This window comes from Streptomyces sp. NPDC002125, assembly GCF_053593715.1.
This window is the reverse complement of sequence record NZ_JBSFDD010000025.1, coordinates 95,113-117,385: the sequence shown is the minus strand read 5'-3', so window position 1 is coordinate 117,385 and position 22,273 is coordinate 95,113. Positions and strand designations below refer to the sequence as shown.

Here is a 22,273-nt window from a genome sequence, read left to right as displayed (position 1 = left end):
CCCGGACAACGTCAGGCGCGGAGAACGGTAGAGGCGCGCAGCGCGTCAGCGGCCCGGCTCGTCAGGCGCGCGCAGCGCGTCAGCAGTCCGGCTCGTCAGGAGTCCGGTCGTCAGGAGTCCGGCGAGCGCAGCACCCGCAGATGTCCTCTGCGCGCGACCTCCACCGGGTCGGCGGCGCGCGGACCCCGTCCGCCCTGCTGCCGGTCCTGGGGACGGGCCGCCTCGCGTACGGCGTTGGCGAGCGCTTCGAGATCGTCGCCGCTGGGGCGCGTGGGGGCCGAGGGATCGGAGAGCCGGACGACTTCCCAGCCGCGCGGCGCGGTGAGCCGCTCGCCGTGCTCGGCGCAGAGGTCGTAGCAGTGGGGCTCGGCATAGGTGGCGAGCGGGCCGAGGACCGCGGTCGAGTCGGCATAGACGTACGTCAGTGTCGCGACGGCGGGACGGCCGCACGCGGTTCGCGAACAGCGACGTACAGGGCTCACGATGTTGGACGGTACCGCACTCTTGAGCGGGCTGCGACGACTCTCCCTCAGCTCACCCCCACGTGTCGCCCCGCGACACATGCCCCGGCGGGCTCCGGCGCACCCGTTCCGACCTGCGCGGCAGCCGATGCGCACCGGTGTGCGCGGGCCCCTTCGCGGTCATCGGGAGGAACATGAACGATCGTCCGACGGAGGGTCAGCGATCGGAGCAAGGGCCGGATTCGCACCCGATCCTGGCCGGAATGTTCATCTGTGGACATCGGGGCCGACCAGCGGCGGAAGCCGTGATCGCCCGGGCCGGAGGAGGGTTACGCTGCGTCGGTGATGGACAGTCCCGTACCGCCCCCTTCCTCCGAGCCGCGGCCCCGCCGCCGCGACCGTCACGGCCGCGGAATGCGCGGACCGGTCGCTCCGCCGCAGGTGCCGCTGTCGGTCAGCAGGGCCGAGAGCTTCCGCGACCTCGTGCAGGACTCGGTGGAGCGGCTGGAGCGGCGCTGGCCCCAGCTGACGGATGTCGACTTCCTGGTCCTCGACGTGCCGGGATCGCTGGAGGACACCGTGCCGCTCGGGCGCGCGCTGTCCGCCGTCAAGGGGCAGCCCGCGCAGATCGTGATCTACCGGCGCCCCGTCGAGATCCGCACCAAGAGCCGCGACGAGCGCGCCCTGCTGGTGCACGAGGTCGTGGTGGAGCAGGTCGCGGAACTCCTCGGCCTCTCCCCCGAGTCGGTCGACCCGCGCTACGGGCAGGACTGACCCGCCCACGGCGACGGGCCCACCCCCGGCGCGCCGGCCCGCCCGGAGCGCGCGGGCCTCAGTCGTCCAGGACGGACAGGTCCTGCTCGGCCGTGGGCACCTCGACCGTGCCGCCGTCGTCCGGAAGGGTCTGCACGGTGAACATGCCGACCCCGCCCTGGGTGAGCGTGAGCGTGCGGGCGGCGTGCACCGGCCCGCCCGACTCGGTCTCCACCGTCAGCGCGTAGCTCCCCTTGAGCCCTGACGGGGCCTCGGGGGTGACGTCGAGCGTCGTACCGCCCTTGACCGTGTACGTCTTGACGGTCGCCTCGCCCCCCTCGCTGCCTGCCGAGGCCGTCACCTTGACCTCCGCCGTTCCGCCCGGAGCGGTCAGGGAGAGCACCGAGCCCTTCGCCCGGTTGTCGGCGACGCTCGCCCGGTCGCCCACCGGCTCGGTCGCCGGAATGAACGCGATCTCCTGCTTGGCGCCGGTGCCGCGCACCACGCGGAGCGCGGCGACGACAGGGGTCCTGCTGCCGTCGGCGGGCGAGAGCAGGATCGAGCCGGGCTCGCCGCGGGTGACGTCCTTGAGGTCGACACTCGCGGTCATCTGCGACTTGATGTGCAGGGTGTCGTTCCCGGCGGGTGCGAACGTCGCGTTCTTCCCCATGAGCTGGACCTTCACATCGGCGTCGTCCTCGCCCGGCGCGAAGGCGACCAGACGTACGTCGGTGGCGTCCGCCGGGATGCCGGGCAGCACCAGGGTGTCCGCCGGATCGGCCGACGCGGCCAGCCAGTCGCTGCCCACCTCGTCCTCGGCGGCGCTCAGGACCGCGCCGACGCGCCCCGACCTGGTGGTGACATGGACGGTCACGTTCTCGGCGGCCTCGCTGGTCAGCGTCGAGATCAGCATCGGGACGCTCGACCTGGCCGGGACCGTGATGCCCTCCGCGACATCGGACTTGAGGGCACCGTCGGCGCCGTACAGCTCGATGTCGGCGACGGCGGCGGTGTCGTCGGGGTTGGTCAGGTGGACGTAGTCCTGACGTTTCGCGGAGGTGCTCGCGCCCGGGAACCAGAAGTCCGTGTCGGGCGCGGTGCAGCTGACGCCGAGCAGCCCGCGGGCACCGCCGGCGGCGGCCGTGGTGGTCTGCTGGGCGGCCCAGCCGGGGGCCAGCTTGCCGGTGGCGGTGCCGATCAGCGCGGGGGCGTCGGACTTGTCCGTCTCGGCGGTGGACGGCTTGCCGGGTTCCTTGAGGGAGATGACGGGCTTGCCGTCCGCCGCCTTGTCCTCGGCCTCGTCGTCCTTCGCCTTGTCCGCGTCCTTGTCCGCGTCCTTCTCGGCGTCCTCCTCGGCCGGGGCGTCCTCGTCGGCGGGGAGGGGCTCGGCCGGCTCCAGCTCGGCCGCTCCGGCCTCACCCCCGCTCTCGCCCGCGGGGGTGAAGGACGTGTACTCCGTCTCCGCCACGTCGGAGGTGCTGGGCGCGGGGCAGAGCAGGCTGGTGCGCTCGACGGGGAGCCGGGCCGCGGCCCTCGCCTCCGGTTCGCCCGCGTCGCCGGGCGCTGTGAGCGCGGCGAAGCCGGTGACCGCGGCAAGGGCGACGGTGCCCGCGATGAGGGACAGGGGGGTGGACTTCACTCGGACTCGCCTCGCGATGCGTTGCCGTTGCCGTTGCCGTTGCCGTTGCTGCCGTTACCGGTCTGCCACGGGTTCTGGCCCGGGGCTGCGTTCTCGTCGTGCCCGTCGTACGGGGTCTCGCCCGCACCCGTGGCGTAGGGCTGCTGCTGGGCGTAGCCGTACGGGTCGTAGGCGCCCTGCTGCTGGTACGGGTCCTGCTGCTGGTAGGGATCGGCCTGGTAGTACTGGCCGGCGTCCTGCCCTGCCTGGTACTGGCCGTGGTCGGCGCCCTGGTACTGCTGCCGGGCGTCCCACTCCCCGTACGCGTTCTGCTCCCCGTACACGTTCTGCTGCGGGACCGCCGCGTAGGTGCCCGTACCGTCCTGGTCCCCGGGCACCGCCGCGTACGAACCCGTACCGTCCTGGTCACCCGGCACCGCCGCGTACGGGTCGGCGGTCTGCTGGGCCGGGATGTACTGCTGCCCGGCGTCGGGCGCCGCGTCGGCGTAGGGGGCCTGGGCGTACGCCGCGGCGGGCTCGTCGTCGCCTCCCGCCGCCTCGGCCTGGGCCGCCGCGCGCAACCTGCGCGCCCTGCGTCCCTCGCCGGCGACCGGCTCGGCCGGTACGGACTCGGTCTCCTCGGGCAGGTCGTCGTCGATCTCCCGGCGGCGGCCCGGCAGGGCCAGGACCACCAGGACGACACCGAGCGCCACCTGCGTCCAGACCCAGGCGGTGTGCGCGGCCGGGGTGTCATAGGTGAGGTCGAGCGTGCCGCCGCCCGCGGGGAGCGCGAAGCCCTGGGCCCAGCCGTCCACGGTCTTGGGGGTCAGCGCCACGCCGTCGAGCGTGGCCGTCCAGCCCGGGTCGGCCGCGTCGGCGATCCGCAGCACCCGGCCGGCGTCGCCCTCGGGGATCCTGGTGTGCGCCTCCACGGGGAGCGAGCCCACCGGCACGGGCTCGGCGCCCTCGCCGGAGGGGACGATCGTCAGGCGGGAGGCCTGCCGGTCGACGCGCCACAGCGCGCTGCCGTCGAGCTGGCTGAGCCGGCTCAGGCCGGGCGTCGAGTCCAGCACGCGGCTCATCTGCCGGGGCGCCCCGTCCCGTACGAGGACGTAGCGGATCGCGAAGCCGCTCAGCTGGCTGCCCTGGTCGGCGCCGGAGCCCGCGACCAGGTTGGCGACGACCTTGTCGAGATGGGAGTTGCTGCCGCCCGCCTCGGTGAGCTCGGCGTCGCCGAGGCGCGCGCCGGAACCGCGGACCAGGCTGTAGGAGACGGCCGCCTCCGACGTGCCGCCGAGGACCAGGGTCCGCGGCTGGTCGCGGGTGGCGCTCTCCTCCGCGACGAAAGCCGGCACCTGCACGGGGTCGCGGCGCTCCAGCGGCCCGGTGGCGCCGCCGATCATCCAGCCCACCGCCGCCAGCACGGGTGCGATCCCGGCGGCCAGGGCGATCAGCGCGGCGACCGGCTGGCGCCAGCCGAAGCTCAGCGCGGCGACCCGCACCCGGGCGCCGTCCGCCCCGAGCAGCGCGGCGGCGAGCAGCGCGATCCCGTAGACGAGGGTCGCGGGCCCGGCCCAGGTGGAGCCGTTGGAGACGGCGGCGAAGACGAGCCCGGTCAGCACGACGGCCCAGGCGGTACGGATCGCGAACTGCCGCTCCCCGCGCAGCAGGGCGGCCAGCGCCGCGAGCACGATGCCCAGCAGCAGGATGCCGCCGGCCGCCTTGGGGCCGCCGGGGCTGATGCCGAGCAGGTCCAGGGCGGACGCCGTGCCCGTGCCCAGGTCGAGCCCGGCCTCCTTCAGGAAGCCGGAGGGGCTGGTCAGCAGCGAGAGCGACCAAGGCGCGAGGACCAGCAGCGGGGTGCCCGCCGTGGCCAGGAAGCGCAGCCCGTACGCGGTGATGTCGTTGCGGCGGAGCACGAGCACCCCGATGCCGAGAACCACCGCGAGCGGCCACACGATCGGCGTGAAGGCCGTCGTGAAGGTGAGCAGCAGGGTGTACGCCCAGGTGGCCCGCCAGCTGCCGCGTGCGGTGGAGCCGTCACCGCGCAGCCCGTGGGCGGCGACGGCCGCGCGGGCGATCAGCGGGAGCAGGACGGCGAGCACGGCTGTGCCGAGCCGCCCGGTGGCCAGCGCGCCGGTCGCGGCGGGCAGGAAGGCGTACGCGATGCTCGCCCAGGCCCTCAGGAGCCGGGACTCGATCAGCGGCCTGGAGGCGAAGTACGCGGTGAGCCCGGCGAGCGGGACCGAGCAGACGAGCAGGAGGGTGAGCGCGAAGCCGGTGGAACCGAGGAACAGTGCCGACAGGGCGGCGATCACGCCGAGGTAGGGCGGCGCGGTCTGGGTTCCGCCGGTCCCCACGGGGTGCCAGCCGTCGGCATAGCGCGACCAGAGGTCGGAGACGTCGGCGGGGGCGGGCAGCAGGGCGCCGCCGGCGAGCGCGCCGCTGCCGAGGAGCCCCCGGCAGGCGACCAGCGAGACGAGCAGGAGGAGGGCGAAGAGCACGGGGCCGGGCTTGCGGCCGAGCTTCTTCAGCCGGGCGAACTGTTCGATCTCCAGGAAGTCGGCGTCGTCACCACCGGGGCCGGACTCGACCACCCCGTGCCGCGAGCCTCCGGAGTCGGAGTCGGTGCGGCTGCCGAAGTTGCCCGCGATCTGCTCGACGGTGGCCCGGACGGTGGCTCCGGGCGGCGGGAAGAGGGCCCGTAGTTCGGCCGCGTCCACCGCGCCCTTGCCGCGTGCCCGGCGCGCGGCGAAGATCCGCCCGGGCCGCAGCAGGGTGCCGAAGAGCCCGGCGACCTCGTCGAGCGCCTGCCCCGGCACCTTGCCGACGAGATAGGCGAGGGTGCGCAGGAGGGTGCCGACGACGAGGCGGAGCAGCGCCCACGGCAGCTGCTTGCCCCGGGCGTTGACGAGCATCGTGTAGACCGCGCCCGCCTTGTCGACGCGGTGCGGGCTGGCGACGGAGCGTCCGGCGCAGTCGATGGGACGGCGTTCCCTGGCGGAGGCCTCGGCATGCCGCAGGATCGCGTCCGGGGCGACGAGCACCCGGTGGCCCGCCATGTGCGCGCGCCAGCAGAGGTCCACGTCGTCACGCATCAGCGGGAGCCTGCGGTCGAAGCCGCCGAGCTCCTCCCAGACGTCACGGCGCACCAGCATGCCCGCGGAGGACACGGAGAGCACGGTACGGACCTGGTCGTGCTGGCCCTGGTCCTGTTCGCGGCGGTCCAGGCCGGTCCAGCGGCGCCCGCTGTTGGCGATGGAGACGCCGACCTCCAGGAGCTGCTTGCGGTCGTACCAGCCGCGCAGCTTGGGTCCGACGATCGCGGCGTGCTTGTCGTTGTCGACGACGCGCAGCATCTCGGCGAGCGCGTCCGGCTCGGGGGCGCTGTCGTCGTGCAGCAGCCAGAGCCACTGGACGGGGTCGCCGTGCGGAAGCTCCGGCAGGTCGTACGCGTCGTCACGCCAGGTGCGGGTGACGGGATCCCAGCCGCTGGGGCGCTTCAGGTACGGCAGGTCGTCGGGGGTGAGCACACCGGCCGTGCGGACCGCTTCGTCGACGGCGGTGCCGAAGCTCGTACGCCGTGCCAGGTGCAGGACGCGCTCCCCGCCGAGCGACTCGGTGACCAGACGGGCGGAGTCGTCGGCGCTGCCGGTGTCGGCCGCGACGACGTTCTGTACGGGGCGTTCCTGCCCGAGCAGCCCGGCCAGCACACGGGGCAGCCAGCGTGCGCCGTCGTGGGAGACGAGCACGGCGGTGACGACGTGCCGGGGGAACTCTGGGGCGGCGGCGGCCGCGTTCGGCGCCGCCGAGTGGCTGTGCACGGACATCGGGGTACGGGCCCTCCGGCCGGGTCCGGAGGGGGGTCCCCCCGGGGGCTGCATCGGTGTACACGCGCGCCCCGGCGGGGCGTTGGCGCGTCTCTCGGACGGGGCCCCACACTAACGGTACGGATGTGCGCCCCGCGCCGAGCGGTTGACGGGCGGGATCCGGAACGCCCGTACATGCCGATGGCCTGGGGGCCGCGCCCTGCGTACAGGGTGCGGCCCCCAGGCCATCGCGGTCCCGGTGTCCAGGTGCGCGGGATGTTCAGATGGCGGCCTTCTTCAGGCGTCGCCGTTCGCGCTCGGAGAGGCCGCCCCAGATACCGAACCGTTCGTCGTTGTTGAGGGCGTACTCAAGGCATTCGGAGCGGACCTCGCACGCGAGACAGACCTTCTTGGCCTCGCGGGTGGAGCCGCCCTTCTCAGGAAAGAAGGACTCGGGATCGGTCTGGGCGCACAGTGCGCGCTCCTGCCAGCCGAGTTCCTCGTCCGCGTCCTCGACCAGCAGTTGCTGGAACAGCTCGGTCATGTGCGCCCCTCGTCTGTCTCTTGCGTCCCCGTGATGCGGCCGTTATCGATGCGGCCGAACGACACGAGTGAAATTACAAGTGTGTAGCTTCGGGCCAGTCAAGCGAAGATCTGCTATTGGCCTCGGTATTCACTCTGCGGAACCAAGCGTATGCGGAAAGTGTTCAAATCACCAAAAATCTGACATATGCCATGCGAGTCCACCCGGCATCGCTTCTCACCGAGTGAGACGAGTGGAGCCGCCGCAATGTTTCGATTTGATCACTGTAGCGACCAAGATCACAGTAGGGTCACGAGCCCTCACCCACGTTTGAGCACATGCCCGTTGCGCCACCTTGCCGCTCCGGCGGGTGGCAAAACCTTTCTCCACCCCCTGCAACCGGAAGGGGTGAAACATTGCCGCCAAATCGGGCATTGAGTTGACAGACCGCGCATCGAGCCGGTCTCCTTGACTTCATGCCAGCGACCGCAGCCTCGTACACGACCCGCATCCGTGGGTTCCGTACGGCTGTCCAGGCCCGCTGTTGCTGTTCCAGCTGTCACAGCTGTTGAAGCCGTAGAGCTCCAGCTCTGATTCAGCTCTCTTCATCGCATTTCCGGTCTTCCGCGACACCCCCACGCACGCGCATCCACATGCCGAGGAACCACCGCACCCATGAACAGCGACAGCGACCTCTCGATCGCCGGCGACATCCTTGAAGTCCAGCACCTCCTCCAGCCGGCCCGCCCCCATCCCTCGACCGTGGCCGAGTTCGTCGGGCTCGCCCGCTCCATCGCGGCCGACCGCGGCCGGTGGGCCCCACTCGTCCGTTACGACACCACCACCCGCTGGTACCACCGGCTGCAAACTGGGCCGGGATATGAGGTCTGGCTGCTGAGCTGGGTCCCCGGACAGGGCAGCGGACTCCACGACCACGGCCTCTCCTCCGGCGTGCTCACGGTCCTGGACGGCGAGTTGACCGAGCACACGGCACGCGGGGCGGTCACCCTCACCCCCGGCGCGCAGCGCGTCTTCGCCCCCGGTTACGTCCACGAGGTCGCCAACGACTCCCTCGAACCCACGGTCAGCCTGCACATCTACTTCCCGGGCCTCACCGAGATGCCGATGCACTCGGCACAGTGCGCCCCGGCCGCCGAACCCGAAACCGTCGTACCGGCCTGACGGTCACCCGCCACCCATCGGGCTCCGCCTGACGGTCCCACCCGTCGCCCGCCACCACCCCCACAACGATCAGGCTCCGCCTGACAGTCCCACCCGTCGCCCGCCACCACCCCACCAACGATCAGGCTCCGCCTGACAGTCCCACCCGTCGCCCGCCACCACCCCCACAACGATCAGGCTCCGCCTGACAGACTGTTGTGCATGCGCATTGTGGTTCTGGCCGGCGGTATCGGTGGTGCTCGTTTCCTGCGTGGCCTCAAACAGGCCGCTCCCGACGCGGACATCACGGTGATCGGCAACACCGGCGACGACATCCATCTGTTCGGGCTGAAGGTCTGCCCCGACCTGGACACCGTGATGTACACCCTCGGCGGTGGCATCAACGAGGAGCAGGGCTGGGGGCGTACCGACGAGAGCTTCCAGGTGAAGGAGGAACTCGCGGCGTACGGCGTGGGGCCCGACTGGTTCGGTCTCGGCGACCGTGACTTCGCCACCCACATCGTCCGTACGCAGATGCTCGGCGCCGGCTATCCGCTGAGCGCGGTCACCGAGGCGCTCTGCGCGCGGTGGAAGCCCGGCGTCCGGCTGATCCCGATGTCCGACGACCGCGTCGAGACGCATGTGGCGGTCGATGTGGACGGCGAGAGCAAGGCGATCCACTTCCAGGAGTACTGGGTGAAGCTGCGCGCCTCCGTGGCGGCGCGGGCCGTCGTGCCGGTCGGCGCGGAGCAGGCCAAGCCCGCCCCCGGCGTCCTGGAGGCCATCGCCGAGGCCGACGTCGTCGTCTTCCCGCCGTCGAACCCGGTCGTCTCCGTGGGCACCATCCTCGCCGTGCCCGGTATCCGGGAGGCGATCGCCGAGGCCGGGGTCCCCGTCGTCGGGCTCTCCCCCATCGTCGGCGACGCACCCGTGCGGGGCATGGCCGACAAGGTCCTGGCCGCGGTGGGCGTCGAGTCCACCGCGTCGGCCGTCGCACAGCACTACGGCTCCGGGCTGCTCGACGGCTGGCTCGTCGACACCGTGGACGCCGGGGTGGTCGACGAGATCGAGGCCGCGGGCATCCGCTGCCGCGCCGTCCCGCTGATGATGACGGACCTGGACGCCACCGCCGAGATGGCACGGCAGGCCCTGGCCCTGGCCGAGGAGGTACGGGCATGAGCGGCACGGCACCCTCCTACCGGGTCTGGGCCCTGCCCGGGATGCCCGAGGTGCGGGCGGGCGACGACCTGGCGAAGCTGATCGCGGCCACGGAGCCGGGCCTGGTGGACGGCGATGTCCTGCTGGTCACCTCGAAGATCGTCTCCAAGGCGGAGGGCCGGATCGTCGAGGCCACCGACCGGGAGGCGGCGATCGACTCCGAGACGGTCCGGGTGGTCGCCCGGCGCGGGACGCTCAGGATCGTGGAGAACCGGCAGGGGCTCGTCATGGCCGCCGCCGGGGTCGACGCGTCGAACACCCCGGCCGGTACGGTCCTGCTGCTGCCCGAGGACCCCGACGCCTCGGCCCGGCTGATCCGGGACGGCCTGAGGGACGCGCTCGGCGTGGAGATCGGGGTCGTCGTCACGGACACCTTCGGCCGACCCTGGCGCAACGGCCTGACGGACGTGGCGATCGGTGCCGCCGGGGTCAAGGTGCTGGACGACCTCCGGGGCGGCACCGACGGCTACGGCAATCCGCTGAGCGCCACGGTCGTGGCCACGGCCGATGAACTCGCCTCGGCCGGTGACCTGGTGAAGGGCAAGGCGTCCGGGCTGCCGGTCGCGGTGGTGCGCGGGCTCCCCCATGTCGTGGCGGGCGCGGACTCTCCGGAGGAGGAGGGCGCCCGTGCGATGGTGCGGGTCGCCGCCGACGACATGTTCCGGCTGGGGACGTCCGAGGCGGTGCGCGAGGCGCTGTATCTCCGCCGCACGGTACGGGAGTTCACGGACGACCCGGTCGACCCCGGCGCCGTACGGCGTGCGGTGGCGGCGGCGGTGACCGCCCCGGCCCCGCACCACACGACTCCGTGGCGGTTCGTCCTGCTGGAGTCGCAGGAGTCCAGGACGCGGCTGCTCGACGCCATGCGGGACGCCTGGATCGCGGACCTGCGCGGGGACGGGCGCGGCGAGGAGTCGGTCGCCAGGCGGGTGCGGCGGGGTGACGTCCTGCGCAACGCGCCGTATCTGGTGGTGCCGTGCCTCGTGATGGACGGCTCGCACACCTACGGGGACGAGCGCCGGGACACCGCGGAGCGCGAGATGTTCGTGGTCGCGGCGGGCGCCGGGGTGCAGAACTTCCTGGTGGCGCTGGCCGGTGAGCGGCTGGGCTCGGCGTGGGTGTCCTCGACGATGTTCTGCCGGGACGTGGTGCGTGAGGTGCTGGACCTTCCGGACTCCTGGGACCCGCTGGGCGCGGTGGCCGTGGGCCGCCCGAAGAACGCCCCGGCCGCCCGGGCCGACCGGGACCCGGAGGCGTTCGTCACCGTCCGCTGAACCGGACCTGCCGGGGAGCGCGCTTCCTGGGACTCCCTGCGGCCCAGGAAGCCCCCAGGTAGTTCTGTGGGGTTCCTCAGAGCCGGGCGATGTCGCCCGGTGTCATCCGTGGGGCCCGGCGCGCCGGGACATGGCCCGAGAGCAGGATCAGGCGGGTCGCCCGGTGGCGCTGGCCCTCGTACGGGGCGAGGAGCTCCAGCATCTGCTCGTCGTCGGCGTGCCGGTTGCCGCCGAGCGCGTGGCCGACGATGCCCGGCAGGTGGTAGTCGCCGACCGTGACGGCGTCGGCCGCGCCGTTCGAGCGCTGCAGGGTCTCCGCCGCCGTCCAGGGGCCGATGCCGGGGATGAGCTGGAGCCGGGCCATCGCGTCGGGGAGCTCCATCGAGGCCGCCTCCTCCATGCGCCGGGCCACCCGGACCGCGCGCTGGACCGTGTCGGAGCGCTTGGAGTCGACGCCCGCGCGGTGCCACTCCCAGGACGGGATCATCGACCAGGTCCTGGCGTCCGGCATGACGTGCAGGCCGTACGCCCCGAACGCCGCGTCCTGCGGGCCGGGGGCCGGGGTGCCGTGGGTGCGGACCAGCAGCCGCCAGGCGCGGTACGCCTCGTCGGTGGTGACCTTCTGTTCCAGGATCGACGGGATCAGCGACTCCATGACCAGCCCGGTGCGCAGCAGGCGCAGCCCCGGCCTGCGGTGCTGGGCCGCGGCGACCAGCCGGTGGCGCGGGCGGAAGTCCTCCGGGGTGTCGTCGGCGCCGAGCAGCGCCGGGAGCCGGTCCAGGAGCCACTGCGCGCCCGGACCCCAGGCCGCCGCCGAGACGCCGCCGTCACGGGAGCCGGAGACGCGCAGGGTGCCGGGGCCGGCCGGGGTGCGGGTGGCCCGCCAGAACGTCCCGTCGGGCAGCGCCCGGAAGCAGGGGTCCGCGGGGCCGCGCCGCAGCGGGCTCAGGACCAGCCGGAGATCGAGCGGCCACGGTGGCGTCCAGGTCCTGGTGTGCGGCGCGGACGCGTCCGTGGCCGCCGCCTGCCGGCGCGGCACTGCGGGGGTGCGGGGTACGAAGCGTCCTGCCACGGGTGAGGTCCTCGGTCGTCGGGGTGCCTATCGAGGGTAAGGCCGACCGGGGCCGTTCACTGGTCGGAGGAGAACCGGACGGAGGCGTCCGGGATGCTCGCGCCGCACCAGATCCGGATTCCGTCGCGCAGTTCGTTGTCCGCGCCGACGTGGGCTCCGTCACCGATCACCGCGCCCGTGAGGACCGTACGGCTGCCGATGCGGGCGCCGGCTCCGACCAGCGAGTCGGTGATCACGGCGCCGGGCTCCACGACCGCGCCGGCGAGCACGGTGGACCCCGCGATCCTCGCGCCCTCGCCGATCAGGGCGCCCTCGCCGACGACCGTACCGCCGGTGAGCTTGGCGTCGGCGGCCACGGAGGCCGTGGGCAGGACGAGCCGGTCGCCGCAGCGGCCGGGGACCGCGGGAGAGGGCGCGCGGCCCAGGACCAGGTCGGCCGAGCCGCGCACGAACGCCTGCGGGGTGCCGAGGTCCAGCCAGTACGTGGAGTCGACCATGCCCTGGAGGTGGGCGCCGGAGGCCAGGAGTCCGGGGAAGGTCTCGCGCTCCACGGAGACCGGCCGGCCCACCGGGATCGTGTCGATGACCGAGCGGCGGAAGACGTACGCCCCCGCGTTGATCTGGTCGGTGACTATCTCCTCGGGTGTCTGCGGCTTCTCCAGGAAGGCCGTCACCCTGCCCGAGGCGTCCGTCGGCACGAGACCGAAGGCGCGCGGGTCCTCCACCCGGGTCAGGTGGAGGGAGACGTCCGCCCCGGACGTGGCGTGCGCCGCGACCAGGGCCCGGATGTCGAGACCGGTGAGGATGTCCCCGTTGAACACGATGACCGGCTCGTCCGGCCCCGAGGAGAGCCGCGACGCCACGTTGCGGATGGCCCCGCCGGTGCCGAGCGGCTCGCGCTCGGTGACGTACTCGATGGAGAGGCCGAGCGACGCCCCGTCGCCGAAGTACGGCTCGAAGACCTCCGCCAGATAGGACGTCGCGAGCACGATGTGCTCCACCCCGGCAGCCCTGGCCCGCGCCAGCTGGTGCGTGAGGAAGGGCACCCCCGCCGCCGGGACCATCGGCTTCGGGGTGTGCACCGTGAGCGGACGCAGCCGGGTGCCCTTGCCACCGACCAGGAGGATCGCTTCTTTTGCCTCTGTCACAGCACCGTCTCTGCTTCCTGCTGGGGCCGGGCCTCGTTTCGGCTGGCCAGTGTATGCAGACCGTTCGGTCCCTCCCGGTCAGCGGCCCTGCAGCTTCGCCGAACTCGTCCGGGCCGTGCCGAGCTTCTTGTAGAGACGGATTCCAGGGCATTCGGTTGCGAAGCCGTCGCGATGCCCCGAGATGACGTTGAGCTTGACCTTGGCGCCCTTCTTGTACTTGCCGCTGCCACCGGAGACGAGGGTGACCTTGCCCTTGGGGTTGCGGCCGAACAGTCCGAGCTTCCAGGCCGTCAGCTTGGCGATCGCGTTGACGGCGGCGGCGGGCGGATTCTTCGAGCTGTACGTCCCGAGTACCGCGATGCCCATGCTGTTGGTGTTGAAACCGAGGGTGTGGGCCCCCAGGACCGCCTTGGACACGCCTCCCGCACGGCCTTCGTAGATGTTTCCGCACTTGTCGACGGCGAAGTTGTAGCCGAAGTCGCGCCAGCCGCTGCTCTTGACGTGGTAGCGGTAGATACTGCGCAGGACCGAGGGTGCCTGGGCGCACGTGTAGTTGTTGCCGGTCGCGCTGTGGTGGACGAAGGCTGCCTTGACGGTCGAGGTGTACGCGAAGGCGCGCTCCCGCAGGCTCTCGTCGGCGCCCCAGCCCTTGCGCGTGACGATGCCGGGGCGCGGGCCCACGAACGGCTTGGCGGCCGGTCCGACGACCGCCTGCTCCTCGGACTCGGCCTTGCTCAGGGGCTGGATCATCGTGGCGCCGAGCGGGGCGAGATCGGCGTTGACCGCGGAGCTCTCCGCCGCGGCCATGGTGAGGCCCGCGGACTCCGGGAGCGCGCCCGGCTGGGCGGCCGTGGTGGTGCCGGGCGACGGGGCCACGGCGGTGACGGCGGACGGGCTGCCGGCGGCCTGGCCGCCCTCGGCGCGCGGCTCCTCCGGGTCCTCGCCCGGGTCGACGAGCTCCACCCGCAGACCGGACGGGAGCGCGGCGGCGGCGCGCGCCGAGGGCGGTCCGGCGCTCTCGGACCGTACGCGCACCTCGACGCCGTCCGAGTCGCCGACCCAGAGCGGGGCCGTGGAGCCGCGCACCCTGCCCGACTCGCGCTCGGCGCTGCCGGAGTCGGCGGCGTGGTCGGTGTTGTGGGTCTCCAGGGACTGCCAGCCGGACCAGTGGGTGGTACCGGTGGCGCGGGTGCGGACCTGGACCGATCCGTGGAGTTCGGCGTCGGCGTCGTCCCAGATGACGCCGACGAGCGAGAAGCGCTGCGCGTCCCGCCGGAGCAGCCCTTGTCCGGCTGCGGGGCTCACGGTTTCGGTGGGTGTGCCGGTGGCTCTCGGTGCGGCGCCGGTGAGCGGCCGCAGGGGCAGTGACTGGGTCGAGCCGGCGGGCTCGACGGGAGATGCCGCGGGCGCCTGGGCGACCGGGGCGTGAACGGGGGCGGCGGGCGCGGGCGCGGCGAGCGGAAGGGTGAGGGCCGTCGCGCAGGTGACGCCGATCGAAGTCGCAAGAAGTGCACGCATACAGGAAATACTTGGCCCAGTCCGGCATGACCGGCTACTGGAGTACGAACGCCTGAAGTTGACGCACCGTCTGCCGAACCGGTGTACGGGTCACCCGTCACCCCCTGCCGGGCGGGCGCCCCCCGCGTACGCTTGCGCGGATGAACGCCAGTGATCGCACCCCCGCCGACCTGCTGCGATCCGCGCTCGCCGCGGACCCGGCCCGTCCTCTCGTCACCTTCTACGACGACGCAACCGGAGAGCGCGTCGAACTGTCGGTGGCCACCTTCGCCAATTGGGTGGCCAAGACCGCCAACCTGCTCCAGGGCGACCTGGCCGCCGAGCCGGGCGACCGGCTCGCGCTGCTGCTCCCCGCCCACTGGCAGTCGGCCGTCTGGCTGCTCGCCTGTTCCTCGGTCGGGGTGGTCGCGGATGTGCAGGGCGACCCCGCGTCCGCCGATCTGGTCGTCAGCGGACCGGACGGGCTCGACCGGGCGCGCGCCTGCCGGGGCGAGCGGGTGGCGCTGGCCCTGCGCCCGCTGGGGGGCCGCTTCCCCCAGCCGCCCGAGGGGTTCGCGGACTACGCGGTGGAGGTGCCGGGCCAGGGCGACCGCTTCGCCCCGTACGCCCCCGTGGACCCCGGCGCCCCCGCGCTGGCCGTGGGCGGCGAGGGGATGACGGCACAACAGCTGGTCGCCCGGGCCCGCGAGGACGCGACGGCGCTGGGGCTCGGCCCGGGGTCCAGGCTGCTGACCGGGCGTACGTACGACACCTGGGAGGGGCTCTCCGCGGGGCTCTTCGCGCCGCTGGCCGCGGGAGGTTCCGTGGTCCTGTGCCGCCATCTGGACCAACTGGACGAGGACGGGCTCGCCAAGCGTGTCGAGAGTGAGCGGATCACCAACACTGCGGTATGACAAGCGCCCTGAGGGCCACTCGTCCGGCCCACGGCGGGCCGAGCCCCCGGGACTGAACACCGACGGCGGTACATGATCGGGCGGTACAGACCACTCCGCCTGAATGCACAACCAAGCGTGAGGTTCAGCCGTCTACTTCTGCGACCGGCGGCCCATCGCGCCGCCGAACGTGAGGATGGACGCAGACGTGAGCGACACCCCCGGCAGCCCGGCCGATCCGGACGACCAGGACGAGACGGCCGGGGACGGACTGACGGACGGGGCCCCCAAGACGTCCGGAGCCGCGCCGCAGGACGACAGCCCCGCCGGAACTCCGGAAGCCGCACCCGGGAGCGACGCCTCCGCCGCTCCGGCCGGGGACGGGACCTGGGGTGCGCGGCCCGAGCGCGGCCCCGGGGAGCGCAAGCGGCACTGGCTCCGCTGGACCGCCCTGGCCGCCTCGTTCCTCGTGCTGGTCGCCGCCGGGGTGGGCTGGTGGGTGTACAAGAAGCTCGACGGCAACATCACCACCGACACCAGCGCCGCCGCCGAGCTCAAGGCGTACGAGAAGGACCGCCCGCTGCCGATCGCGCGGGACGCGCAGAACATCCTGCTCGTCGGCTCGGACACCCGCTCCGGCGACAACAGCGCCTACGGACGCGACGACGGCGGCAGCCAGCGCTCGGACACCACGATCCTGCTGCACCTCGCGGCCGACCGTAGGAGCGCGACCGCGGTGTCGATCCCGCGCGACCTGATGGCCGAGATCCCCAGCTGCCACACCGAGGACGGCAAAGCCACGAAGGCGCAGTTCGCCCAGTTCAACTGGGCCTTCGAGCTGGGCGGCACCGCCTGCACGATCCGTACCGTCGAGAAGATGACGGGCATTCGCGTCGACCACCACATGGTCATCGACTTCAGCGGCTTCAAGGACATGGTGGACGCCGTGGACGGTGTCGAGGTCTGCCTCAAGGAGCCGGTCGACGACGACGACGCGCACCTCAAGCTTCCCGCGGGCCGTCAGAAGCTGGACGGCGAGGAGGCCCTCGGGTACGTACGGGCCCGCAAGTCGATCGGTGACGGCAGCGACACCGAGCGCATGGACCGTCAGCAGAAGTTCCTGGGGGCCCTCGTCAACAAGATGCAGAGCAACGGCGTCCTGCTGAACCCGGCGCGGCTCTACCCGGTGCTGGACGCGGCGACGAAGTCGCTCACCACGGACCCGGGGCTCGACTCGCTGCGGGACCTGTACGACCTGGTGCGCGGGATGCGGAACGTCCCCACGGACAAGGTGCAGTTCCTGACCGTGCCCCGGCAGTCCTACCGCGCCGACCCGAACCGGGACGAACTCGTGCAGCCGGACGCGGACCGGCTGTTCACCGCGCTGCGCAAGGACGAGCCCGTCGCCGTGGTGCCCGCCGAGGAAATCAATTCCGGGGATTCACAGGCGGATCACAGCTCCGGGAAGGACCCGTCCGGCCAAAAGCCCGGCGAAACGGAGGGGAGCCCCACCCCCGCTCCCACCTATTCGGGGTCGAATGCGGCCGATGACCCGTGCGACGCTTAAAGCAATTCTCAAGCAAGGGGCTGCAATCGGAGAGTATTTAGGCGGAATGCCCGGTTGTAAGGAGCGTGGAATGTGTCACGCGCGCCCCCCGTGGGTGAATCGGCCGGATAGTGTGACGCGATCCGGTGGACGCGGCGCCCGTGCCGCGCAGGGCCGGAAGCGAAGAAACCGAGCGCCGTGCAGGGGGAGGCGCCTCGCGTGGCACCGACGGAGGATTCAGGCAACCGTGGACGCGCACAGCCGTGGGCGGGCGGAGGAAATCGATCCCGCCGAGCAGTGGGTGCTCGACCCGCGGACCGGCAATTACGAATTGCGACTGAACCACTCCGGAACAGAGTCACCGGGCCCTTCCCTTACCCACACCCCCTCCGTACTGATATCCGGCGACCCGGGCATCCGGGTGCCCGCCCAGCGCTGCCGCCGCGACGGCAGCGGGGCCGAAACCACCGGCACACATGTCGACGTCCTCGACGGGGGCGGCCTCGCCGGCGCGGCGGAACAGACGGACCAGGGCCGTGCCCTCGCGGACATGGCGGGCCTGCCCGCCACCGCGCTGAAGCAGGGAAGCTCCGGCACCGAAGGGCTCCAGGCAATGGCGCCGGCCCTCAAAGCGGACTTCGAGGCCGTGGGAGTGCCGGTCACCGGCGCGACGAAGGCGCCCGAAGGCATCCCGAAGGCAAGCGCCGACAAGGCGGTATGCGCGCAGTGACGACCGTCCTCGCGCCACAACAGAATTCTGAGCAGTAGGGGGGTCCTGGTGGGACGGAGCAGCACGCGCGGGGAGGGGACACGACCACGCGGCCGCCACGACGGCGACGGCGTGGACGGAACGGACGGCCGGGCGGCGGGCGGCGGGCACGGCCGGCGGGAGCGGTCCGCCCCCGCGGAGGGCGGGCACCGCCAGGGGCCGCCGAACCGCAGGTCGCGGCGGGCCGCGAAGAGCGGCAAGAAGCGCGTACTGCGCTGGGTGGCCAGCGTTCTCGCCGTGCTGATACTCGGCACCGGCGGCGCCGGATACCTGTATTACAAGCATCTCAACGGCAACATCAGGAAGGAGGATCTGACGCTCGGCGACAAGGACATGGCCGATCACAAGGCCAACGCCGCCGGTCAGACCCCCCTGAACATCCTGCTCATCGGCTCCGACGCGCGGGACTCCAAGGCCAACCAGAAGCTGGGCGGCGCCAAGGAGACCTTCGGCGGCACACCGCTCGCCGATGTGCAGATGCTGCTCCACCTCTCCGCGGACCGGAGCAACATCTCGGTCGTCAGCATGCCGCGCGACACCATGCTGAAGATGCCCAAGTGCACCGACCCCGACACCGGCAAGGTCTACGCGGCCAGCACGGTCGACGTCCAGACCAACGAGAGCCTGGGCCGCGGCGGCCCCGGCTGCACGGTGGCCGCCTGGTACGAGCTCACCGGCATCACCATCGACCACTTCATGATGATCGACTTCGCCGGGGTGGTCTCCATGGCCGACGCGGTCGGCGGGGTCCCGGTCTGTGTCGACGCCAACGTCTACTCGCACACCCGCGACGGCAAGGGCTCGGGCCTGAAGCTGGAGGAGGGCACCACCTCCGTCAAGGGCAAGCAGGCCCTCCAGTGGCTGCGCACGCGCTACGGCTTCGAGGACAACACGGACCTCGGCCGCACCAAGGCCCAGCACCAGTACCTGAACTCGATGGTGCGCGAGCTGCGCAAGGGCACCAAGCTCACCGACCCCGGAAAGCTGATGAACCTCGCCGAGGCCGCCACCAGCGCGCTGACGGTCGACACGGGGCTCGACACCGTCAAGAAGCTGTACGACCTGGCGGAGGAGCTCAAGAAGGCCCCGACGAACCGCATCACCATGACGACCATGCCGAACGTCTACGGCACGGGCGAGTTCAGCGGCCGGGTGTACCCGAAGGCCGACGAGGCCGAGCAGGTCTTCCGGATGATCCGCGAGGACATCCCGCTGGACGGCAAGGCGTCCAAGCGGAAGACGACCGTCACCAAGGACGCCGCGGCCCCGGCCGCCGAGATCGCGGTCAGCGTGCGCAACGCCACCGGCACGGACACGCTCGGCCCGGCCCAGGGCCGCGCGAGCACGGTCAAGGGGCTGCTCACGGAGGAGGGCTTCGCCAAGGCGTCGGTCGACTCGCAGAACGTCGAGGGCGCCGCCAGGACCGGCATCCTGTATCCCAGCGCCGATCTGGAGGGCGACGCTCAGGCGGTCGCCAAGGCGCTCGGCATCCCGGTGTCCCAGGTGAAGAAGTCGACGGACGCGTCGGGCATCGTCCTGGCCGTGGGCGCCGACTGGCGCGAGGACGGGGCGTACCCGGCCGAGGCCGCCGAGGAGAAGACGCCGGACTCCGCGAACCCGCTCAACGGGGCGAACGAGAAGGCGTGCATGCACGTCAACCCGGGGTTCACCTGGTGACGTCGTAGGACGCGGAAAGGGCCCCGCCGGCTGTGTTCGCCCGGCGGGGCCCTTCTCCTGTGCGTACGGAGGTCAGACCGCCTGCTCCTGGATGGCCGGGCGGCGGCTGGCGATGACCTTCTTCGCCAGCGAGCGGGGGCTGGTCAGGAAGCCGTAGCCCCAGGACATGTGCATGGTGGCCAGCGCCACCGGGATCTGCGCCCGGGCCTTCAGCGACAGGCCCTTGCCCGCGGGCAGCGATCCGGCGACGATCGCCGCGACGTAACCGGCGGGCACGACGAAGGCCCACGGGGTGACCGCGGCGCCGACGACGACGCCCGCCGCGATCGCGCAGACGGCGGTCGGCGGGGCGAGGTAGCGCAGGTTGATCGAGCCGGAGTGGTAGCGCGCCACGACATGGCGCCAGCGGCCGTAGTCCTTGTACTGCTTGGCGAGCGCGCGCACGCTGGGCCGCGGGCGGTACTGCACCCTCAGCTCCGGCGAGAACCAGATCAGGCCGCCCGCCTCGCGGATGCGGAAGTTCAGCTCCCAGTCCTGGGCGCGGATGAACTCGACGTTGTAGCCGTCGGCGCGCTCCAGCGCCTCGCGGCGGAAGACCCCCAGGAACACGGTCTCGGCGGGCCCCGCCTCGCCGCCGGTGTGGAAGGCCGCGTTGCCGACGCCGATCTTCGACGTCATCGCGGCGGCGACGGCCTCCTCCCAGGCGTTCTCGCCCTCGGCGTTCATGATGCCGCCGACGTTCTGCGCGCCGGTCTCCTCCAGCAGCCGGACCGCCGTCGCGATGTAGTTCGGCGAGAGCATGCCGTGGCCGTCCACCCGTACCACGATCGGGTGACGTGAGGCCTTGATCGCGGCGTTCAGCGCGGCGGGGGTACGGCCGGTCGGGTTGGGGACGGTGTGGACCCGGGAGTCCTCCCGGACCAGCTCGGCAGCGATTTCGTCCGTACGGTCGTTCGAGGGGCCGAGGGCGATCACGACCTCCATCTCACCGGCGTACTCCTGCTCCAGGATGTGCCGGACCGAGTTCCTGAGATGGCGTTCCTCGTTGAGCACCGGCATGATCACGGAGACGGCGGGGTACTGCGCGGCAGACATGTGGTCCTCGGGGGTCCTCGGGGATGCCGGGGGTCCGGGGGTTTTCGCACCCCAGGAGGCGGCGTGATTCGGCCGCCACGTTACCGCGAACGGGGGACACCGGCGCGCCCCGCCGGGTCTCGTCCCGGTCTGCAGATCGTATGGGCCTACCGTGCGAAAGTCCCACTCGCACCGCGGAGGTGTCCCTCGTGCCCACGCCGCACCGATCGCCCCGTCCACCGCACCCCCGCACCGCTCCCCCGCAGCGCAGGAACCCCCGGCAGTCCGCAGGCGGCACCGCCCGGCGCGGCCGGCCCGGGGGGCGGAAGACGCCGCCCCGCTGGGGCATGCGGGTCGCCACCGGGCTGTCGGTGCTGGTGCTCGGCGCCGGCGGGATCGGCCATGCCGTCGTCAGCGGTCTGGAGACGGGGATCGACCGGGTCGACCCCTTCAAGGACATGAAGAACCGCCCCCAGGGCGGAAACGGGACGAACCTCCTGCTCGTCGGCACCGACGGCCGCGACAGGATCAGCAAGGCGGAGAAGAAGAAGTACAAGCTCGGCGGCGCCCCCTGTCACTGCACCGACACCCTGATGCTCGTCCATCTCTCCGCCGACAAGCGGCGCGCGAGCGTCATCAGCCTGCCGCGCGACAGTTATGCCGAGCTCCCGGCGCACACCGACGCCACGACGGGCCAGGAGCACGCCTCGCACCCCGTGAAGCTGAACGCCGCCTACGCCGAGGGCGGCCCCCAGCTCACGGTGCGGACCGTCGAGAAGATGACGAGCATCAAGATCGACCACTATCTGGAGGTCGACTTCACCAGCTTCATGAAGACGGTCGACACCCTGGGCGGGGTGGAGATCTGCACCGCGAAGCCGCTCAAGGACTCGTACACCGGTCTGAACCTCACCCCCGGCACCCACAAGCTGGACGGCGGGCAGGCCCTCCAGTACGTACGCTCACGGCATCTCGACGGAGCCGCCGACCTGGGCCGGATGCAGCGCCAGCAGAAGTTCATGGCCGCGCTGATCAAGCAGACGACCAGCAGCGGTGTGCTGATGAACCCGGTGAAGTTCCAGCAGGTCACCTCGACGATGCTGGAGTCCGTACGCGCCGACAAGGGCTTCGGTACGGAGCAGATGCTGGAGCTCGGCAAGGCCATGCGCGGTTTCACCCCGGCCTCGTCGGAGTTCGCCTCCGTGCCGCTGGAGGAGAAGGGCTTCCAGGTCAAGGGCATCGGCTCCACGGTGAAGTGGGACGCCGCGAAGTCGAAGAGGCTGTTCCAGGCCCTGCGCGAGGACCGGCCGCTCGCCCCGCACCTGCCGAAGGAGCCGAAGGCGACGCTCGTCGACGTCGCCCCGCAGCAGATCCGGGTGCAGGTCTACAACGGGACGGAGAGGGACGGGCTCGGCCAGGACGTCGACGCGGGCCTGCGCGGCACGGGCTTCAACACGACCCGCGCTCCGCTGAACGGCGGCCCGGGCGATCTGAAGCGGACGGTCGTCAGCTACGACCCGCGCTGGGACAGGTCGGCGAAGTCCCTGGCCGCCGCGCTGCCCGGCTGTGAGCTCAGGGCGGTGAAGGGGCAGGGCGGGACGATGGAGGTCATGGCGGGCTCGGACTTCAGGAAGGTGCAGCGGGTGAAGGCGGAGGACCCGCAGCGCGGCGAGTTCGGGACGGTCACGGGCGACCAGGTGGTCTGCCCGTGACCGGCCGTCGCCTCACGCCGTAGCGACGACCGGGCCCCGTGCCCGCCTCACGCCGTAGCGACGGCCGG

17 protein-coding genes are annotated in these 22,273 nt (G+C 72.2%); 9 read left to right on the top strand and 8 right to left on the bottom strand.

Features of this window, described 5'->3' with window-relative positions; all coding sequences use genetic code 11:
- Positions 1-110 precede the first annotated feature (110 nt).
- Positions 111-563, bottom strand: coding sequence for a DUF3499 domain-containing protein (locus ACWCQM_RS31900; protein ID WP_450918542.1), 453 nt, complete (start codon positions 561-563; stop codon positions 111-113).
- A gap of 243 nt (positions 564-806) precedes the next feature.
- Here ACWCQM_RS31900 and ACWCQM_RS31895 point away from each other — a divergent pair, with 243 nt between their 5' ends.
- On the top strand, positions 807-1,235 hold the full coding sequence (locus ACWCQM_RS31895) for a metallopeptidase family protein (RefSeq protein ID WP_073752993.1): 429 nt from the start codon (positions 807-809) through the stop codon (positions 1,233-1,235).
- A gap of 58 nt (positions 1,236-1,293) precedes the next feature.
- Here ACWCQM_RS31895 and ACWCQM_RS31890 read toward each other — a convergent pair whose 3' ends face one another.
- The 3 genes from ACWCQM_RS31890 to ACWCQM_RS31880 all read right to left on the bottom strand — a co-directional run bounded on the left by ACWCQM_RS31890 (position 1,294) and on the right by ACWCQM_RS31880 (position 7,185).
- On the bottom strand, positions 1,294-2,853 hold the full coding sequence (locus ACWCQM_RS31890) for a DUF5719 family protein (RefSeq protein ID WP_450918541.1): 1,560 nt from the start codon (positions 2,851-2,853) through the stop codon (positions 1,294-1,296).
- On the bottom strand, positions 2,850-6,662 hold the full coding sequence (locus ACWCQM_RS31885; protein WP_450918540.1) for a glycosyltransferase: 3,813 nt from the start codon (positions 6,660-6,662) through the stop codon (positions 2,850-2,852). The genes ACWCQM_RS31890 and ACWCQM_RS31885 overlap by 4 nt, the downstream gene beginning before the upstream one ends.
- A 259-nt stretch (positions 6,663-6,921) precedes the next feature.
- A complete protein-coding gene (locus ACWCQM_RS31880) occupies positions 6,922-7,185 on the bottom strand; it encodes a WhiB family transcriptional regulator (RefSeq protein WP_031093859.1) in 264 nt (87 codons plus the stop codon).
- 654 nt (positions 7,186-7,839) lie between these two features.
- On the opposite strand from ACWCQM_RS31880, the gene ACWCQM_RS31875 reads away from it, so the two are divergent.
- The 3 genes from ACWCQM_RS31875 to ACWCQM_RS31865 all read left to right on the top strand — a co-directional run bounded on the left by ACWCQM_RS31875 (position 7,840) and on the right by ACWCQM_RS31865 (position 10,817).
- A complete protein-coding gene (locus ACWCQM_RS31875; protein WP_450918539.1) occupies positions 7,840-8,346 on the top strand; it encodes a cysteine dioxygenase in 507 nt (168 codons plus the stop codon).
- Positions 8,347-8,547: 201 nt separating this feature from the next.
- Positions 8,548-9,504, top strand: a complete 957-nt coding sequence (gene cofD / locus ACWCQM_RS31870; RefSeq protein WP_450918538.1) for a 2-phospho-L-lactate transferase — start codon at positions 8,548-8,550, stop codon at positions 9,502-9,504.
- A complete protein-coding gene (locus ACWCQM_RS31865; protein ID WP_450918537.1) occupies positions 9,501-10,817 on the top strand; it encodes a coenzyme F420-0:L-glutamate ligase in 1,317 nt (438 codons plus the stop codon). The genes cofD and ACWCQM_RS31865 overlap by 4 nt, the downstream gene beginning before the upstream one ends.
- A gap of 76 nt (positions 10,818-10,893) precedes the next feature.
- Here ACWCQM_RS31865 and ACWCQM_RS31860 read toward each other — a convergent pair whose 3' ends face one another.
- The 3 genes from ACWCQM_RS31860 to ACWCQM_RS31850 all read right to left on the bottom strand — a co-directional run bounded on the left by ACWCQM_RS31860 (position 10,894) and on the right by ACWCQM_RS31850 (position 14,555).
- Positions 10,894-11,889 carry a DNA-3-methyladenine glycosylase family protein gene (locus tag ACWCQM_RS31860; RefSeq protein ID WP_450918536.1) on the bottom strand — a complete coding sequence of 332 codons (996 nt, stop codon included), beginning with the start codon at positions 11,887-11,889 and terminating at the stop codon, positions 10,894-10,896.
- A 56-nt stretch (positions 11,890-11,945) separates the two neighbouring features.
- Complete coding sequence (locus ACWCQM_RS31855; RefSeq protein ID WP_450918535.1) at positions 11,946-13,037, bottom strand: sugar phosphate nucleotidyltransferase; 1,092 nt, start codon at positions 13,035-13,037, stop codon at positions 11,946-11,948.
- Between the two features lie 78 nt (positions 13,038-13,115).
- Complete coding sequence (locus ACWCQM_RS31850) at positions 13,116-14,555, bottom strand: N-acetylmuramoyl-L-alanine amidase (RefSeq protein WP_450918534.1); 1,440 nt, start codon at positions 14,553-14,555, stop codon at positions 13,116-13,118.
- Between the two features lie 140 nt (positions 14,556-14,695).
- Here ACWCQM_RS31850 and ACWCQM_RS31845 point away from each other — a divergent pair, with 140 nt between their 5' ends.
- The 4 genes from ACWCQM_RS31845 to ACWCQM_RS31830 all read left to right on the top strand — a co-directional run bounded on the left by ACWCQM_RS31845 (position 14,696) and on the right by ACWCQM_RS31830 (position 19,419).
- Positions 14,696-15,448, top strand: coding sequence for a TIGR03089 family protein (locus ACWCQM_RS31845; RefSeq protein ID WP_450918533.1), 753 nt, complete (start codon positions 14,696-14,698; stop codon positions 15,446-15,448).
- Positions 15,449-15,623: 175 nt separating this feature from the next.
- Positions 15,624-16,994 carry an LCP family glycopolymer transferase gene (locus ACWCQM_RS31840; RefSeq protein WP_450918532.1) on the top strand — a complete coding sequence of 457 codons (1,371 nt, stop codon included), beginning with the start codon at positions 15,624-15,626 and terminating at the stop codon, positions 16,992-16,994.
- Between the two features lie 226 nt (positions 16,995-17,220).
- Complete coding sequence (locus ACWCQM_RS31835; protein ID WP_450918531.1) at positions 17,221-17,703, top strand: hypothetical protein; 483 nt, start codon at positions 17,221-17,223, stop codon at positions 17,701-17,703.
- A gap of 48 nt (positions 17,704-17,751) precedes the next feature.
- Complete coding sequence (locus ACWCQM_RS31830; RefSeq protein ID WP_450918530.1) at positions 17,752-19,419, top strand: LCP family protein; 1,668 nt, start codon at positions 17,752-17,754, stop codon at positions 19,417-19,419.
- A gap of 72 nt (positions 19,420-19,491) precedes the next feature.
- Here ACWCQM_RS31830 and ACWCQM_RS31825 read toward each other — a convergent pair whose 3' ends face one another.
- Positions 19,492-20,514, bottom strand: a complete 1,023-nt coding sequence (locus tag ACWCQM_RS31825; RefSeq protein WP_073753017.1) for a glycosyltransferase family 2 protein — start codon at positions 20,512-20,514, stop codon at positions 19,492-19,494.
- A 188-nt stretch (positions 20,515-20,702) separates the two neighbouring features.
- Between ACWCQM_RS31825 and ACWCQM_RS31820 the strand changes: the two genes are divergently transcribed.
- Entirely contained in the window at positions 20,703-22,205 is a 1,503-nt protein-coding gene (locus ACWCQM_RS31820) for an LCP family protein (protein WP_450918529.1), read from the top strand.
- Positions 22,206-22,273 lie beyond the last annotated feature (68 nt).

Bases quoted from the DNA above. Each gene is read 5' to 3' on its own strand.
- ACWCQM_RS31895 (WP_073752993.1), top strand. From the start codon at position 807: ATGGACAGTCCCGTACCGCCCCCTTCCTCCGAGCCGCGGCCCCGCCGC.
- cofD (WP_450918538.1), top strand. From the start codon at position 8,548: ATGCGCATTGTGGTTCTGGCCGGCGGTATCGGTGGTGCTCGTTTCCTG.
- ACWCQM_RS31880 (WP_031093859.1), bottom strand. From the start codon at position 7,185: ATGACCGAGCTGTTCCAGCAACTGCTGGTCGAGGACGCGGACGAGGAA.
- ACWCQM_RS31845 (WP_450918533.1), top strand. From the start codon at position 14,696: ATGAACGCCAGTGATCGCACCCCCGCCGACCTGCTGCGATCCGCGCTC.
- ACWCQM_RS31865 (WP_450918537.1), top strand. From the start codon at position 9,501: ATGAGCGGCACGGCACCCTCCTACCGGGTCTGGGCCCTGCCCGGGATG.
- ACWCQM_RS31875 (WP_450918539.1), top strand. From the start codon at position 7,840: ATGAACAGCGACAGCGACCTCTCGATCGCCGGCGACATCCTTGAAGTC.
- ACWCQM_RS31825 (WP_073753017.1), bottom strand. From the start codon at position 20,514: ATGTCTGCCGCGCAGTACCCCGCCGTCTCCGTGATCATGCCGGTGCTC.
- ACWCQM_RS31900 (WP_450918542.1), bottom strand. From the start codon at position 563: ATGTGTCGCGGGGCGACACGTGGGGGTGAGCTGAGGGAGAGTCGTCGC.
- ACWCQM_RS31840 (WP_450918532.1), top strand. From the start codon at position 15,624: ATGGACGCAGACGTGAGCGACACCCCCGGCAGCCCGGCCGATCCGGAC.
- ACWCQM_RS31885 (WP_450918540.1), bottom strand. From the start codon at position 6,662: ATGTCCGTGCACAGCCACTCGGCGGCGCCGAACGCGGCCGCCGCCGCC.
- ACWCQM_RS31850 (WP_450918534.1), bottom strand. From the start codon at position 14,555: ATGCGTGCACTTCTTGCGACTTCGATCGGCGTCACCTGCGCGACGGCC.